The organism is Rhodococcus erythropolis R138 (genome assembly GCF_000696675.2).
GTDB classification, from domain to species: Bacteria; Actinomycetota; Actinomycetes; order Mycobacteriales; family Mycobacteriaceae; genus Rhodococcus_F; species Rhodococcus_F erythropolis.
In genome coordinates this window covers 5,395,269-5,409,962 of sequence record NZ_CP007255.1, presented here as the reverse complement: position 1 = coordinate 5,409,962, position 14,694 = coordinate 5,395,269, and the positions used below count along the sequence as shown (strand labels likewise).

Sequence of the window (14,694 nt, the reverse complement as noted above, 5' to 3'; positions counted from 1 at the left end):
CCCCGCACACACCACCGGCCCGATGTGACCTGGGTCGCGTCGGGCCGGTGGAGGGCTTCTGTTCAGTTACTTCTGCGCACTCAGTTCGCGCGGTCGGGCTCGGACGCCTTCAGCATGTCGTGACGCTCGACGACCTTGATGCGCTCACGGCCTTCGGGCTCGCCCAGGCTGCGCTCGTGCGCGTCGAGGCGGTACCAGCCCTGCCAGGTCGTGTACGGCACCTGCTTGCCTTCGAGGAACTCGATGACGGCGTTCTCGTCGGGGTTCGCGGCGCCGGCGAAGCCGACGGAATCCTCGAGAAGATTCGCGACGGTTTCGTTGGCGTCACCCTTCGTGTGGCCGATGAGGCCGACGGGGCCGCGCTTGATCCAGCCGGTGACGTAGGTGGCCGGCATGAACCGGGCTGCGCCCTCGGCGTTGTCGTCGGCGACGACGCGTCCGGCGTCGTTGGGGACGGTGCCCGCCTGGTCGTCGAACGGCAGCTGCGTGACGTTCTGCGAGAGGTAACCGACGGCGCGGTACACGGCCTGGACATCCCAGTCCTTGTACGTGCCGGTGCCCTTGACGTTGCCGGTGCCGTCGAGCTGAGTGCGCTCGGTGCGCAGGCCGACGACCTTGCCGTCTTCACCAAGGATCTCCGTGGGAGATTCGAAGAAGTGCAGGAACAGTTTGTGGGGACGGGCTCCGACGTCGCGAATTGCCCAGTCCTGCAGCGTATTCGCAACCATGTCGACCTGCTTGGAGTTGCGGCGAGCCTGCTCGGAACCCTCGTCGTAGTCGATGTCCTCGGGGTCGACGATGACCTCGATGGTCGGCGAGTGGTCGAGTTCACGCAGTTCGAGAGGCGTGAACTTGGCCTGGGCCGGGCCGCGGCGTCCGAAGACGTGAACCTCGACGGCCTTGTTGTTCTTGAGGCCCTCGTAGACGTTGGCGGGGATCTCGGTCGGCAGCAGTTCGTCGCCGGTCTTGGCGAGGACGCGGGCGATGTCGAGCGCAACGTTGCCCACGCCGAGGACAGCGACCTTCTCGGCTTCGAGCGGCCACGTACGCGGTACGTCGGGGTGGCCGTCGTACCAGGAGACGAAGTCGGCCGCGCCATAGCTGCCGTCGAGTTCGATACCCGGGATGCCGAGCGCGCGGTCGGCGTTGGCGCCGGTCGAGAAGATGACCGCGTCGTAGAACGACTGCAGGTCGTCGAGGGTGATGTCGGTGCCGTAGTCGATGTTGCCGAGCAGGCGGACCTGAGGCTTGTCGAGCACCTTGTGCAGAGCGGTGATGATGCCCTTGATGCGCGGATGATCAGGCGCGACGCCGTAACGAATCAGGCCGAAGGGCGCGGGCATGCGCTCGAAGAGGTCGATGCTGACGCCGCGGCCGGAGACTGCGGTGTCGGATTTCATGAGGGCGTCGGCGGCGTAGATGCCGGCGGGGCCGGCGCCGACGATCGCGACCCGGAGTGGGCGGTTGGAGTCAGTCATCGTGAGGACAGCTACCTTCTTCGAAGTTCGGACAACATATCGACAAGTATCCAATTTAGCCGAACCTAAGCACAGTGCCTCGGTTGCGGCCGAACGGATCCACACTCTCACTCGATCGGTTGTGGGTAAACCTATTCTTTCTTCCCATTCTCCCGTTGTCTCGGGTATTCGGGGTAGGGGCCTGGTCCTTGACGGGCCACAATTTCAAGTTGTGGGGGAGTATTGGCGTTATGAGTGACGAGCTTCGCGAATCCGACAACATCGATGGCAAGAAGGCGTCTGCGGGGCCGTTCCTCTTGGCTGTTGCCATCGTCGCCTTGATCCTGGGTGGAATCTTCGTCGCATCGTGGATCTCGCCGGCCGAGGAGAACGTCACCGAGTCGGACCGCGTGAGCCGCTCCGTCACCGACTACGTCGATGCCGAGAATCGAAATGACGCGGAGACGGTCAAGACCCTGACCTGCGCGAGCTTCAATTCGAGCACTGGTCCGATGGCCGGAGTCGACGGGACGGTCGAACTGAAGGGTGTGGACGGGGTCGTGGTCAACGGCGATCGCGCCCGGGCCGACGTGACGATCACCGGCGGCGGAGCGGGCGAGCGGGTCTCGACCTGGGCCCTGACCCGTGACGGCAACCGTTGGGTCGTCTGTAACTGACGGCCCGCTCAGGCGCTCACGGCAGTCTTGTGAAAACATGGACTACGTGAGTTACGCAGGCGATCTGACGCCGGAGCAAGCCTGGGAGCTGCTCCGCGAAAACCCCGACGCCGTGCTGGTCGACGTGCGGACCGATGCGGAGTGGAAGTACGTCGGTGTCCCCGATGTTTCCTCCCTCGGCAAGCAGGCCGCACTGATCGAATGGGTGAGCCACCCGACCGGCGCGCGCAATGACAACTTCGTCGACCAGTTGAAGGAAGCCGGCATCACCGCCGATTCCTCCGGGTCGGAGCGTCCGGTGATCTTCCTGTGTCGATCCGGACAACGTTCCATCGGTGCGGCGGAAGCTGCGACTGCGGCGGGCATCGGCCCGTCGTACAACGTGCTCGACGGGTTCGAAGGCGCATTGGGTGCCGACGGACATCGCGGACTTGTAGGTTGGCGGGCCATCGGCTTGCCATGGAGGCAGCAGTGAGCGGAATTCCCCAGGGTGGCGCATTTCAACGAGCGCTGCCGGACGACGTCGGTCTCGGCACTCTCGGAGTTCGCGGCGGACTGATGCGTACCGGGTTCGAGGAGACTTCCGAAGCGCTGTTCCTCAACTCCGGATTCGTCTACGAGAGTGCAGAAGCCGCCGAACAGGCCTTCACCGGCGAGGTGGATCATTTTGTCTACTCCCGCTACGGCAATCCGACGGTCAAGATGTTCGAAGAGCGTCTGCGTCTCATCGAAGGCGCGGAAGCCTGCTTTGCGACGGCCAGTGGAATGTCGGCTGTCTTCACAGCGTTGGGCGCGCTGTTGGGCAACGGCGACCGATTGGTGGCTGCTCGCAGCCTGTTCGGATCCTGCTTTGTCGTGTGCAACGAGATCCTTCCGCGTTGGGGTGTCGAGGTCGTTTTTGTCGACGGTGAAGACAATGCGCAGTGGGAAGAAGCGCTCTCGGTGCCGACCACTGCGGTGTTCTTCGAAACGCCGTCCAACCCGATGCAGTCCCTCGTCGACGTTCGGCGGGTGTCGGAGCTTGCTCATGCTGCCGGGGCAAAGGTAGTGCTGGACAACGTCTTCGCGACGCCGCTTCTGCAGCGCAGCCTCGATCTGGGTGCCGACGTCGTGGTGTACTCCGGTACCAAGCACATCGACGGTCAAGGCCGCGTGCTCGGCGGCGCGATCCTCGGAACCGAGGAATACATCAGCGGTCCCGTCCGAGAACTGATGCGGCACACCGGTCCTGCACTCAGCCCGTTCAATGCGTGGACTCTGCTCAAGGGTCTCGAGACCATGCCGGTCCGTATTCGGCATTCCGTGGCTTCGGCACTCGAGATCGCCGAATTCCTCGAAGGACACTCCGGCGTCAAGTGGGTCAAGTATCCGTACCTGACTTCGCACCCGCAGCACGAGCTCGCGAAGTCTCAAATGAGCGGCGGCGGAACTGTAGTCACGTTCGAGCTCAATGCGCCTGACGGCGAGGGCAAGAAGCGGGCGTTCGAGGTTCTCAACGGCCTGCGCGTCATCGACATCTCCAACAACTTGGGTGATTCCAAGTCGTTGATCACCCACCCCGCAACCACGACCCACCGGGCCATGGGTCCGGAAGGTCGTGCAGCAGTGGGTATTACCGACGGCGTTGTGCGTTTGTCGGTGGGTCTGGAAGATACCGCCGATCTCTTGGCTGATCTGAAGCGAGCTCTCGGCTGAAACGCTCGAGCGCCTTGCCTCGAACTTCCGACGGCAAGGCGTTCTACGGTGCGGGCGTGAGACCCAGTTGTTTGACGTCGATCGTCAACGCCGTCGTATTCAGTGTGAGACCTGAGCTTGTCGTGTCGGCGGGGTAGATCGTGAACAGCACCTGCGCGGTCAGGTTGGTGTTGTTCAACGCCGATGTGACCGGGATGAGGTTCGGCGTCGGTGCCGTGCTGTCGTACAGAAGATTGTTGCTCTGATCCGTGACGTAAGTGCGGAGATCGACACTGGCGGTCGCGAGCCCGCCACTCAACTTGGTCTTGTCAACCGTCACATTGGCTCTCAACCGGGGACCGGTGGCCAAGACCTTCGAATCGCAGAAATACGTGTAGTTGAATCCGGGCTTGAGTCGGTAGGTAGTGATGTCCGGGATATATACGAGTGGATTCGGATTGGTGGGCGCGTTGACGTAGACCTGCGAATACCAGCCCCCGCCGCTCGTGGTCACGCATGCTCCCAGATCCAGGGTCCCGGACTGGACAGCGGCGCTCGTCAGGGTCGTACTGTCCGTCCATTTCGCCAATGTGCCCGAGCCGCCGAGCAATACAGTTCCGGCCGCGGCGACTGCCATGGCGGCTTTCGTCGTCTTTTTCATCACGGCACCAGGGCCTTGATCTCGTCCGGAAGTTCGCTCGGGGCAGGAGATTCGGCCCAGACTCCCGCTGACGTGTCGATGACGGTGACGCCGCCAGTGGTGATCACATACAACTGATCGGTTCCGGTGAGCCAATGCAGTACAGCGTCGCTGTCAACGGGACCTCGATATACCTCAGTGCCCGATGAATTCGACACGGACACAACCGTTCCGCTGGCAGTCGAGAGCTTCTGGGCGCTGAGACCGGTCGTGGTCGCCGGGGCGTCGACGGGAACCTCGCTCGGGGTGGTCGTAGTTGTTGTGGGTGTCGTTGTCATGGTCGTTGTTGTTGTCGTTGTGGACGGAGTAGTTGTAGCCGGTGACGAGGTGGTTGTCGAAGGTGTAGTTGTGCTGGTGGACGTCGGGGCCTGCGAGGTTGTTGATGCGCTCGGAGTAGTCGTGGGTGAAGGTGTGGTCGAACTGACCGCTGCGGTGGAGGTGGTGGTCGTCGCACTCGGAGCTTGTGCAACCAGCGCCGAACGAGCGGCCGGAGCTGAGGCTGCCGTGGTTCCGCTCGTGGGTCCGGATACACACGCCATGTCATTGAGGATGATGAGCAGTGTCGAACTGCTGATGCGGTACCCGGTGTATTCCGGTGTCACGTAAGTTCCAACGAGTCCGTGTAATTCGACGTCGTAGTTCGTGTTCGACAGGAGAATCCCGCCGCTCGGCAGATCGGACAACGTCAGGGCCGTCGAGAGGCCGGTCACGTCTCTGATCAGCGGAGGTTGGGTGGTGTTGGTTGCGTTTCGGACGATGATTCGAAATGTATCCGTGGCAACGCCAGGCCAAGCGAGCACGACGGAAGTTCCCTTGTCCGAGCAGGTCATTGACGCGGGAGGTTTCGGAAAGCTTGCAGCAGTGGTGAACGAAATGCTTCCCGCTGTCGCCATGCCCGTGAAGGCGGCCTGTGTTCCGCCGACGTTCGCAATGCCCGCCACGCTGAGACCGACCGTTGCCAATGCGACGATTGCCTTGAAGGCGTGGGAATCGCCGTGCGCGTCCTGACGATCCAGCCTGGGTTCCCCTTCATCCGGTCTTTTCCGTGGGCGAAATGCGATGTACAGCAGTCCTCCGACGGCAATCGCACCAAGCACAAGCCCACTCGGTCCGGACAGCCAGACGGCCACGTAGCCGAGGCGGTTGATGCTGAAGAAAACTCGATCCGCTTCGGTGATTACGTAAGGATCTGGGTCTGTGACGGGATTCGCGTCGCCGCGCAGCTGTGCAATTGCAAGATTGTTGCCTTGCTGCTCGATCGTCTCGACACGATGGGTGATTCGAACGCCTTGGTTGTCGTAGACACTGACGATGTCACCGACCTGAACTTCCGAAGCAGGCACGGTGCGCGCGAATGCCAGAGCACCGGTCTCGATCGTGGGAGACATCGATCCGCTCTTGAAGATCAGCGGAGTGATACCGAAAGCGAAGCCGGCAATGAACAATCCGATGGATGCCAGACCGGCGAGGGCACCGAGGGTGAGCAGAAGTTCGTGAATCCGACGTGGCGTCGAGGCTTTCGGTGACATCTTCGTGTGTCGTGACACGGCGCTCACACCTTTGCCGAGAAGTTCAGGACGATGCTCGACGAGCTGCTCGTCGGTGGGGTCGGACTCGTCGGAAGCGTCACCGAGACACAAAGATTATCGGTTGCCCCGATAGCCAGAGAACGGTCGGGCGCACCGACCGCCTGATTTACGGTGAGGGTCAGGGGTAAGGACAACACCACATTGCTGCCATCTGTGCATTTGTTGGCCACAGTTCCGTTCAACGACACAGTCATCCGCAAGTAGGTCGTCAGCGCGCCGCCGCTGGTGGAAGTAATCGTGTATTTCAGAGGAAGATTCACGCCTGCCCCCACGTTGTTGACTTTGAGGATCGCGGAGTTCGAGTCGCCGGGAATCATCCCGGTTTTGCCGAGTTGGCTGAAGTTCAGTGTCGTGGTCAGCGTGGGTTGGGTTGTGGTGTTCAACTGCAGATTGATCGACCCGGTCGTGATGTTTCCCGAAGTCGCAGTCGCGGAAGACGTCCAGGCCGCGAGCGTGGTCACACCGCCGACGCCAAGCACCATCCCCAGTGCGAGCAGCGCGCGAAAACGCGTGCTGGTCAACAGGTGACGAATCCGGTGGGCCGGACGGTCAGGGCGCGAGGGCATCGTGCTGGCCTTTCTCGTTCTGGTCGGAGTTGGGGAGGTTGGAAGCTGAAGGGTCAGGAGCCAATCGGGCTCGAGCTCGCTCCTTCCGGCCGTCACGGATGCCGCTGATCATCATGTAGGCCGCGTACAGCAGTAGTGTCGTCACGACTATCACCACGATCACGGTGCGCTGCTCTCCGGTGAGCCAAGTGTTGACGTAGCCGAGATACGGAAGGCTGTACCAGACCTTTCCCCGGATCTGTACTGGCCGTACTTCTTTCTCGTCGCGTTCACCGTTCGCGTCGCCCTGGGTGATGAAAGTTCTTTCACCCTTCTGGTTTTCGCTCGTGGCAATGATCCGGTGTGTGACGACTGTCGGCTGACCGGATTCCAGCTGGTACGTAATAGGTGTACCGATCCCCAGTTCGGACGGATCGACAGGTTTGACGACGACCAGTGATCCGGGGTTGTACGTCGGGCGCATCGAACCGGTCAGAATCGTGAAGCGCTGCGCTCCCGCGAAGAAGGGGACGACAATGGTTGCGACGATGACTGCCGAAATCGCCAGCAGCAGTGTCCAACTGACGATAGAGGTGACCCACCACAGAGGGCCGGTACGTTCACCGCGTTTGGTCGAGTGTTTCGTCATGCCGCCCCTGCCTGGAACGTGAAGGTGGCGTTGGTCGTCTGACCGGAAACCGCACCAACACCCACCGTGAGCCGCAGACACAGGATGTAGGTGCCACCGGCTGCGAGCGGAGTCGGCATGTACGCGGGGGAAACCGGGTACTGCAGCGATGCATTCATCGATCCGGACGTCACTGGGGTCACTGCCGGAGCCGCGGTGTTCACGCCGGTCGGGCAGGCGCCTTCGTTGTCGACTCCGTACGTGGTCAACGTGAATCCCGGAAGTGCGCTCGTCGACTGCATTCGCCACTGCAGAGGATCAGACCCCGAATTCTTGACGGTGAGCGGAGCTTGCACCGTGTTTCCCGGGACCACAGGCGTCGTGGCCGTCGTCAAATTCGCCAGGGTGTACGCCGCACTGGTTCCGGCCGATGTACCAACGGTGAGGTTGACGCTGGCAGCGGTTGCGGTCCCACCACTCGCGCTCGCCGAATCGGACCACAGCGCGAGCGACTGCTGTGACGATGCGAACACCGCTACAGCAGCCACCGCGACTGCGATCGCTCCCCAGACCTTTTTCCTCATGAAATTACGGAGCCGGAGTCAGCGCTGTCTGAGTGACGACCAGCTTCATCGCCGCCAAGTTCAGCGACTGATTCTGCGCGACCTGGTTGGCCACCTCGGTGAAGTTCAGACGGACTCCGACGTGCACGATCGTGCCGTTCTGTACCTTGGTGATCTGTGAAATCGGGTTGCCACCAGCGTCCTTGATGGTCGTAACCGGCTGTACAGCGGCGGCAAGTTCGGCGCTGTTGGCACCTGGAACGATGCCGGCCGTATCAGCGGTCAGAACAGCCGCGAGACGATCGCCCACTGCGGTCACTGTGACGTCGCAGGTGTATTCGATGCTCTCGGTCGTGACGATGCGGTAAGCCGAGATGTTGGTGATCGCGGTCTTCGTCGGGTTGAGGGAGTTCCAACCGCCGCCGACCGGTGCGCAGGCGCTCAGGTCGAGTGCACCGGAAGTGACGGGTCCGCCGCCACTGACGTCGGCCGAGTCGCTCCACACAGCGAGCGAGCCCGCACCGCCGAGGAGGAGGGCGCCGGCCGCCGCAGCAGCGATCGCGCCCTTGGTCTGCTTCTTCATGAAAATCTCATTTCATGTCTGGGACCCGAAATGGGTCGTTCAGACATGAGTATCAGCCACGGCAAACGATTCGTTACTACTTTTTCGAAATTTATTTTTCGACTGTGATCCACCTTTCTCTGTCGAACAAATTGCCTTCTGACCTGCAGATAACTATCAGTATGTAATTTTGGAGTGAAGAAAACCGATTGTTTGTCCAGTTGGACAAAGTGGACGAGTCGGATCCTGGCAAATCTAGTGTTTTTTACCAGTTAATTACCGACTCGCGGTTTTGTTTTGCAATTGAATCAATTGTTTGCGGTGCTACGGAATGGATCGGTTGTCATTCCTACAAGATCGGCGACCGACTCGAGAACGACTGTGGGTCGGTACGGGAAGAGCTCCACCGACGCGCGGGTCGAGATCCCGGTCATCACCAGAATCGTCTGCAGTCCGGCTTCGAGGCCACAGACGATGTCGGTGTCCATCCGGTCGCCGATCATCAACGTGTTAGCCGAATGAGCGCCGATGGACCGCAGGGCAGAGCGCATCATCAAGGCGTTGGGCTTGCCGACGTAGTAGGGATCGCGTCCGGTTGCCTTGGTGATGAGAGCGGCGACCGAGCCGGTGGCCGGCAGCGAGCCGTCACGCGACGGCCCAGTGGCGTCGGGGTTGGTGGCGATGAACCGCGAACCACGCTCGACCAGGCGAATGGCGGTGGTGATCGCCTCGAACGAGTACGTGCGCGTCTCGCCGAGGACGACGTAGTCGGGGTCACTGTCCGTCAGGACGTAACCGATGTCGTGCAGGGCAGTGGTCAGGCCCGATTCGCCGACCACGTAGGCGCTGCCGCCTGGCCGCTGGTTGGCCAGGAACGTCGCGGTAGCGAGCGCTGACGTCCAGATCGACTTCTCCGGGATGTCGAGTCCCGAATTGAGCAGGCGTGCTCGCAGGTCACGCGGGGTTCGGATGGAGTTGTTGGTGAGCACCATGTACGGGATGTCGTTCGACGCCAGCTCTGCCAGGAACGTGTCCGCTCCAGGTATCAAGTGCTCCTCGTGGACGAGAACCCCGTCCATGTCCATGAGGTAGGTCCAACCGGTCTGATCTTCTGTACTGGTCATGACTCCAGTATGTGCGGGTGCCGCCCGATGTGGGCGATCAAGCGAGAAGGCGCCACAGCCCGATCAGGCCGACGACGACAATCGTGTAGCGCAATGCAGTGGGGGACAGGCGCCGTCCGTAGCGGGCGCCGAGGACGCCACCGCCGAGCGAGCCGACAGCGATCAAACCGGCTGCTGCCCAATTGATCTGATCGAACGCCAGAGTGATGTACATCCCCGCTGCAACGATGTTGACGAGCAGTGAGAGCAGGTTCTTCGCGCCGTTCATGCGTTGGAGGGTTTCCGGGAGGATGGCACCCATCACACCGATGAGAAGGATGCCCTGCGCGGCAGTGAAGTATCCGCCGTAGATGCCGACTGCAAAGGTGCCGGCGGTCAGGAGCATCAGCCTCTTGGTGGACAGCGTCGTTTCTTCGGTGGAACGCTTCTTGGCCCACGCCTGGATGCGTGGTTGGAGGAGGACGAGCGCGAGGGCGAGGACCAACAGCACCGGAACTATGGTTTCGAACAGTTTCTCGGGTAGATGCATGAGTAACCAGGAACCGAGTAGTGCCCCGGCGAGTGACGCCGGAATCTGCCACTTCAGTCGATCCCACTGTCCGGACAGCTCGCGTCGGTAGCCCCAGGTGCCGGAAACTCCGCCGGCGACGAGCCCGACCGCGTTGGACATGGTCGCGGTCACGGGCGGCATGCCGAAGGCGACCAGCGTCGGGAACGTGATCAGCGTTCCACTGCCGACCACGGCGTTGATCGCGCCCGCGCCGATGCCGGCCAGCAATATGAAGAATGCGTCGAGTCCACTCACTCCGCAGACGGTACGGCAGAGGAAAAGTCGGTCCAGACGGCGGTCCCGGTCTTCGTTCGAACACTCCATTGAACACGTCTAACGCGGCTTCGGACACCGTTGGAATCAGTGCGATTTCAACCTGGTTGATCTTTCATTTCCCTTGCAGTGCAGGGAAATACAACATTTGACGACTAGACATTTCGGGTCTAGTCTTTGCTCACCATCCAGAGCGACCGAGAGACCTGGCTCGTCGACGTCGCAGCAACCCCCCGAGTGATCGGGAGCGGGTGCTACCGCCAGGACCGATGGAAGGCATCACATGGGTTCCACTTCGCACGCTCCGCACAGGCGCCGCCATATCGATCTGTGCCGCACCGCTTCGTGTCACTGTCGCTGACCGAACCGTCGTCTTCGCAACTCGAGCTCACCAACTCGAGACCACAGCTGCGTTCCCATTCCCCGAAAGGTCTATTCGTCATGTCCACTCCGTCAGGTAGCGCGCCGTGAGCGCGCCCACCGATGTCCGCCCCGAAAAGTCGGTGTCCGAGCCGCAACTTCCGGACTCGGAGCTTGTCGTTGCTCGCACCTGGCACCCGCTGCGCTGGGTGATCAGTGCGGTCGTGCTGGTACTGCTTGCTCAGTTCATCCACGGACTCGTCGTCAACCCCGGCTGGGACTGGCCGACCTTCGCGCAGTACTTCACCGCGAAATCAGTGCTCGCCGCGCTGTGGATGACGATCAAACTGACGCTGTGGGGGACGATCCTCGGATTCGGTCTCGGTGTTTTCCTGGCACTCGGTCGGTTGTCGAAAAACCCGGTCCTGCAGGTGATCGCTTGGACCTACATCTGGGCCTTCCGCTCGATTCCACTCATCGTGCAGCTGCTCTTCTGGTTCAACATCACCTACCTGTACCAGACGCTTTCTCTCGGAATACCTTTCGGGCCCGAGTTCTTCACCTTCCAGGTCAGCGGTGTGATCGGCGGATTCACCGCGGCGGTCATCGGTTTGGCGCTGCACCAGGCTGCATACTCGGCCGAGATCATCCGCTCCGGAATCATTTCGGTGGATCACGGCCAGATCGAAGCTGCTCACTCGCTCGGTATTCCGTGCAGTCGCCAGTTCTTCAAGATCGTTCTCCCGCAGGCAATGCGAGCGATTCTCCCCAACGCCGCCAACGAGGTCATCGGACTCTTCAAGGGAACGTCGATCGTCTCCACCATGGCAATCGCCGAACTGTTCTACCAGGTGCAGGTCATCTTCGGCCGCAACGGACGAGTCGTGCCCCTGCTGATGGTCGCCACGATCTGGTACATCATCCTCACGACGTTGCTCTCGATCGGTCAGTACTACGTGGAGCGCCACTATGCACGAGGATCCGCCCGTGCGCTTCCGTTGACTCCGGTACAGAAGGCGCGCAAGAAGTTCGAAGAGATTCGCGATGCGCGTCTCGATATTCCGAGAGGTGCGACCCGATGACCGCAGAACTGGCCGAAGAGACGGTGTATGCCGTCGAAGCGCGCGGAATTCACAAGTCGTTCGGCACGCTGGAAGTACTTGCCGGCGTTGATCTCCTGGTCCGCAAGGGCGAAGTGACCGTCATTCTCGGTCCGTCGGGTTCCGGTAAGTCCACCTTGCTGCGCACCCTCAATCACCTCGAGAAGGTCGACCGCGGGACCGTGCGGATCGACGGAGAACTGATCGGGTACCGGCGCAAGGGAAATCGGCTCCACGAACTGCGTGACCGCGAGATCCTGAAACAGCGTTCGCACATCGGATTCGTGTTCCAGAACTTCAACCTGTTTCCGCACCTGACCGCGTTGGAAAACGTGGTGGAAGCGCCGCTCTCGGCCCAGAAGCGTGATCGTGACGAGGTGTACCGCGAGGCCCGCGCACTGCTCGAGCGAGTGGGAGTGGGGGACAAGGCGGACGAGTATCCCCGCCAACTCTCCGGTGGCCAGCAACAGCGCGTCGCGATAGCGCGAGCGCTGGCACTGCGGCCGGCGGTCATTCTCTTCGACGAGCCGACGTCGGCGCTCGACCCGGAACTGGTGGGCGAGGTTCTCGAAGTCCTCGCTCAGCTGGCCCGTGACGGCGCCACCTTGGTGATCGTCACACACGAGGTCGGATTTGCTCGGGAAGTGGCGGACACTGCGGTCTTCATGGACGGCGGCGTCATCGTCGAACAGGGCCCACCTTCGCAGGTGATCGACAATCCGGTCCACGAACGGACCAAAGCTTTTCTCTCCCGCGTCCTCTGACGCGACCCAGACTCATTCCCGGAAGGAAAAATTGATGTTCTCCCCATCCCGTCGCGCGACTTTTCTGATCTCGGCTCTTGCCACAGTCGGACTGCTCAGCGCTGCATGCAGCAGCGCGGACGCGGAGTCCGACGGCGCCCAGGTCACCGCTGCTGCGGGCTACAACCTCACGGCCGATCAGAACCGCATTACCACCGACAAGGTGGATTCCATCGCCGCCGAGCTACCTCAGGACATCCGCGATCGTGGCACGCTGCGCGTCACCGGTAGTGCCGGTTCCGCTCCGCCGCTCCGCTTCTACGCCGACGACGACACCACTCTCATCGGTTCCGAGACCGACTTCGCCTACTTGATCGGTGACGTTCTCGGTTTGAAGGTCGACCTGCAGACCGCAGACTGGGCACAGAACTTCGTTCGCGTCGATTCCGGCGAGGCTGATGCATTCCTGTCCAATGTGACTGTGACGGAAGAGCGTAAGGAGAAGTACGACTTCGCCACCTACCGACTCGACACCCTCGCCTTCGAAGCCAAGAAGGGAGCCGGGATCTCCATCAAGGAGCCCAAGGACGTCGCGGGTAAGAAGATCGCCGTCTCCTCGGGCACCAATCAGGAAGCGCTGCTGGTCAAATGGAGTGAGCAGAACGTCGCGGCCGGCTTGGCGCCCACCGACATCTCCTATTACCAGAACACCACCGACTACTACCTGCCGCTGCAGTCCGGCCGGATCGACGCCTACTTCGGACCGAACCCGTCGTCGCAGTTCCATGCCAAGCAGTCGGGTGAAACCGAAGTCGTCGGTGAGTTCTCCGGTGCAGGCGACACGCTGCAGGGTCAGATCGCGGTTCTGGTGAAGAAGGACAATGGCCTGATCAAGGCAATCAACGACGCGATCAACCACACGATCGAGAACGGCACGTACCAGCAGATCCTCGAGCGCTGGAACATCACGAGTGAAGCCGTCGACACGTCCCTGATCAACCCGCCCGGCCTTCCGAAGACCAAGTGAGCTCTCGTCCATGAGTGAGATTCTCGATGCGATCGTCATCGGCGGAGGACTCGTCGGGTCCTCCGCCGCCTGGCGGCTCGCGGCGCGCGGACGTAGCGTCGTTCAGCTGGAACAGTTCGGGCCGGGGCACAAGCACGGTGCGTCGCACGGTACTTCGCGCATCTACCGGCAGGCGTACGACAATCACCTGTACACCGGGTTGGCGGCCGACGCGCTGCCGCTGTGGCGGGAGTTGGAGACCACGACGGACATCGGGTTCCTGGAACTCACCGGTGCCGTTGATCACGGCCTGCCGCAGGCCGTGCAGTCCAAGGCGAAGATACTTCTCGAGGCGGGCATCAAGGGTGAGATCCTCACCCCTGCCGAGGCGTCCGCCCGTTGGCCGGGGCTGCGATTCGACACCACGGTGCTCCATCATCCCGATGCAGGCCGGTTGCACGCGGACCGCGCCGTGACCGCTCTGAAGGCGGGAGCGGTGTTCGCCGGTGCCGAGATCCGTCACGATGTTCGGGTGTTGGCACTCGCGCGGGCGTCCTACGGCGTGGACGTGGTGACGGACAGTGGAACGCTCGCAGCTCGTCAGGTAGTGATCGCGGCCGGTGCGTGGACTGCGGATCTGATCGCAGACAGCGGTCTCGGCTCCGAGATCGTACTGCCGACACTGCGCACGACACAGGAACAACCAGCACACTTCGCACCGCTCGATCCCGGAGTCGAGTGGCCGAGTTTCGTTCACCACACCGGCGCAGAATTGGAGACCGCGGGGATCTACGGGCTCGGTTCCGAGGACGGGATCAAGATCGGCGAACACGCGACCGGGCCGGTGGTGACTCCGCAGACCCGTGACTACACCCCTGGTATCGACGGAGAGCAGCGATTGGTGGAGTACGCCGAGTCGTGGTTGCCCGGTGTCGATTCCACCCGTGTCGAGTCGCTCACCTGCCTGTACACGAGCACGCCGGACAGTAACTTCGTCATCGACCGAGTCGGAGCCGTCACGGTGGCGGCGGGGTTCTCGGGGCATGGGTTCAAGTTCGGTCCGGCCTTGGGTGAACTTGTGGCGGACCTCGTCGACGGAACCACCCTCGCTCCGGAAGTTTTCAGGCTGGGGGAGCGTTGACC

The 14,694-nt window shown here is 61.8% G+C and carries 16 protein-coding genes and 1 riboswitch; of the genes, 7 read left to right on the top strand and 9 right to left on the bottom strand.

The window, feature by feature from the left end:
• Positions 1–80: 80 nt before the first annotated feature.
• Positions 81–1,478 (bottom strand): FAD-dependent oxidoreductase, encoded by a 1,398-nt coding sequence (locus H351_RS24810; protein ID WP_019749484.1) that lies wholly within the window; start codon positions 1,476–1,478, stop codon positions 81–83.
• Between the two features lie 230 nt (positions 1,479–1,708).
• On the opposite strand from H351_RS24810, the gene H351_RS24805 reads away from it, so the two are divergent.
• The 3 genes from H351_RS24805 to H351_RS24795 are packed head-to-tail and all read left to right on the top strand — an operon-like array spanning position 1,709 to position 3,829.
• Positions 1,709–2,134, top strand: a complete 426-nt coding sequence (locus H351_RS24805) for an Rv0361 family membrane protein (RefSeq protein WP_019749485.1) — start codon at positions 1,709–1,711, stop codon at positions 2,132–2,134.
• Positions 2,135–2,180: 46 nt separating this feature from the next.
• Positions 2,181–2,609, top strand: a complete 429-nt coding sequence (locus tag H351_RS24800; protein ID WP_007726822.1) for a rhodanese-like domain-containing protein — start codon at positions 2,181–2,183, stop codon at positions 2,607–2,609.
• Positions 2,606–3,829 carry an O-succinylhomoserine sulfhydrylase gene (locus H351_RS24795; protein ID WP_029254764.1) on the top strand — a complete coding sequence of 408 codons (1,224 nt, stop codon included), beginning with the start codon at positions 2,606–2,608 and terminating at the stop codon, positions 3,827–3,829. Before H351_RS24800 ends, H351_RS24795 begins: the two co-directional genes overlap by 4 nt.
• Before the next feature lie 43 nt (positions 3,830–3,872).
• Here H351_RS24795 and H351_RS24790 read toward each other — a convergent pair whose 3' ends face one another.
• The 8 genes from H351_RS24790 to H351_RS24755 form a co-directional block, all read right to left on the bottom strand.
• A complete protein-coding gene (locus H351_RS24790) occupies positions 3,873–4,469 on the bottom strand; it encodes an alternate-type signal peptide domain-containing protein (RefSeq protein ID WP_029254765.1) in 597 nt (198 codons plus the stop codon).
• The gene (locus H351_RS24785) at positions 4,469–6,055 is read right to left on the bottom strand and encodes a signal peptidase I (protein WP_133053427.1); all 1,587 of its coding nucleotides are present in this window, start codon (positions 6,053–6,055) and stop codon (positions 4,469–4,471) included. Before H351_RS24785 ends, H351_RS24790 begins: the two co-directional genes overlap by 1 nt.
• A 5-nt stretch (positions 6,056–6,060) precedes the next feature.
• Positions 6,061–6,663 (bottom strand): SipW-dependent-type signal peptide-containing protein, encoded by a 603-nt coding sequence (locus tag H351_RS24780; RefSeq protein WP_020906664.1) that lies wholly within the window; start codon positions 6,661–6,663, stop codon positions 6,061–6,063.
• The gene (locus tag H351_RS24775) at positions 6,647–7,291 is read right to left on the bottom strand and encodes a signal peptidase I (RefSeq protein ID WP_020906665.1); all 645 of its coding nucleotides are present in this window, start codon (positions 7,289–7,291) and stop codon (positions 6,647–6,649) included. The genes H351_RS24780 and H351_RS24775 overlap by 17 nt, the downstream gene beginning before the upstream one ends.
• The gene (locus H351_RS24770; protein ID WP_020906666.1) at positions 7,288–7,854 is read right to left on the bottom strand and encodes a hypothetical protein; all 567 of its coding nucleotides are present in this window, start codon (positions 7,852–7,854) and stop codon (positions 7,288–7,290) included. The genes H351_RS24775 and H351_RS24770 overlap by 4 nt, the downstream gene beginning before the upstream one ends.
• Positions 7,855–7,858: 4 nt before the next feature.
• Positions 7,859–8,416, bottom strand: coding sequence for an alternate-type signal peptide domain-containing protein (locus tag H351_RS24765; RefSeq protein WP_020906667.1), 558 nt, complete (start codon positions 8,414–8,416; stop codon positions 7,859–7,861).
• A gap of 287 nt (positions 8,417–8,703) precedes the next feature.
• A complete protein-coding gene (locus tag H351_RS24760; RefSeq protein WP_029254768.1) occupies positions 8,704–9,519 on the bottom strand; it encodes an HAD-IIA family hydrolase in 816 nt (271 codons plus the stop codon).
• Between the two features lie 37 nt (positions 9,520–9,556).
• Complete coding sequence (locus H351_RS24755) at positions 9,557–10,324, bottom strand: sulfite exporter TauE/SafE family protein (protein ID WP_003944404.1); 768 nt, start codon at positions 10,322–10,324, stop codon at positions 9,557–9,559.
• Positions 10,325–10,523: 199 nt separating this feature from the next.
• A riboswitch (SAM riboswitch) is annotated at positions 10,524–10,618 on the top strand.
• A 191-nt stretch (positions 10,619–10,809) separates the two neighbouring features.
• Here H351_RS24755 and H351_RS24750 point away from each other — a divergent pair.
• Genes H351_RS24750 through H351_RS24735 form a run of 4 tightly spaced genes read left to right on the top strand, consistent with a single transcriptional unit; the run spans position 10,810 to position 14,692 of the window.
• Positions 10,810–11,784 (top strand): amino acid ABC transporter permease, encoded by a 975-nt coding sequence (locus H351_RS24750; protein WP_029254769.1) that lies wholly within the window; start codon positions 10,810–10,812, stop codon positions 11,782–11,784.
• Positions 11,781–12,566 carry an amino acid ABC transporter ATP-binding protein gene (locus H351_RS24745; RefSeq protein ID WP_020968833.1) on the top strand — a complete coding sequence of 262 codons (786 nt, stop codon included), beginning with the start codon at positions 11,781–11,783 and terminating at the stop codon, positions 12,564–12,566. Before H351_RS24750 ends, H351_RS24745 begins: the two co-directional genes overlap by 4 nt.
• Before the next feature lie 34 nt (positions 12,567–12,600).
• The gene (locus H351_RS24740) at positions 12,601–13,572 is read left to right on the top strand and encodes an ABC transporter substrate-binding protein (RefSeq protein WP_020968834.1); all 972 of its coding nucleotides are present in this window, start codon (positions 12,601–12,603) and stop codon (positions 13,570–13,572) included.
• Positions 13,573–13,582: 10 nt separating this feature from the next.
• Positions 13,583–14,692, top strand: a complete 1,110-nt coding sequence (locus H351_RS24735) for an FAD-dependent oxidoreductase (RefSeq protein ID WP_029254770.1) — start codon at positions 13,583–13,585, stop codon at positions 14,690–14,692.
• The last annotated feature ends 2 nt before the right edge of the window (positions 14,693–14,694 follow it).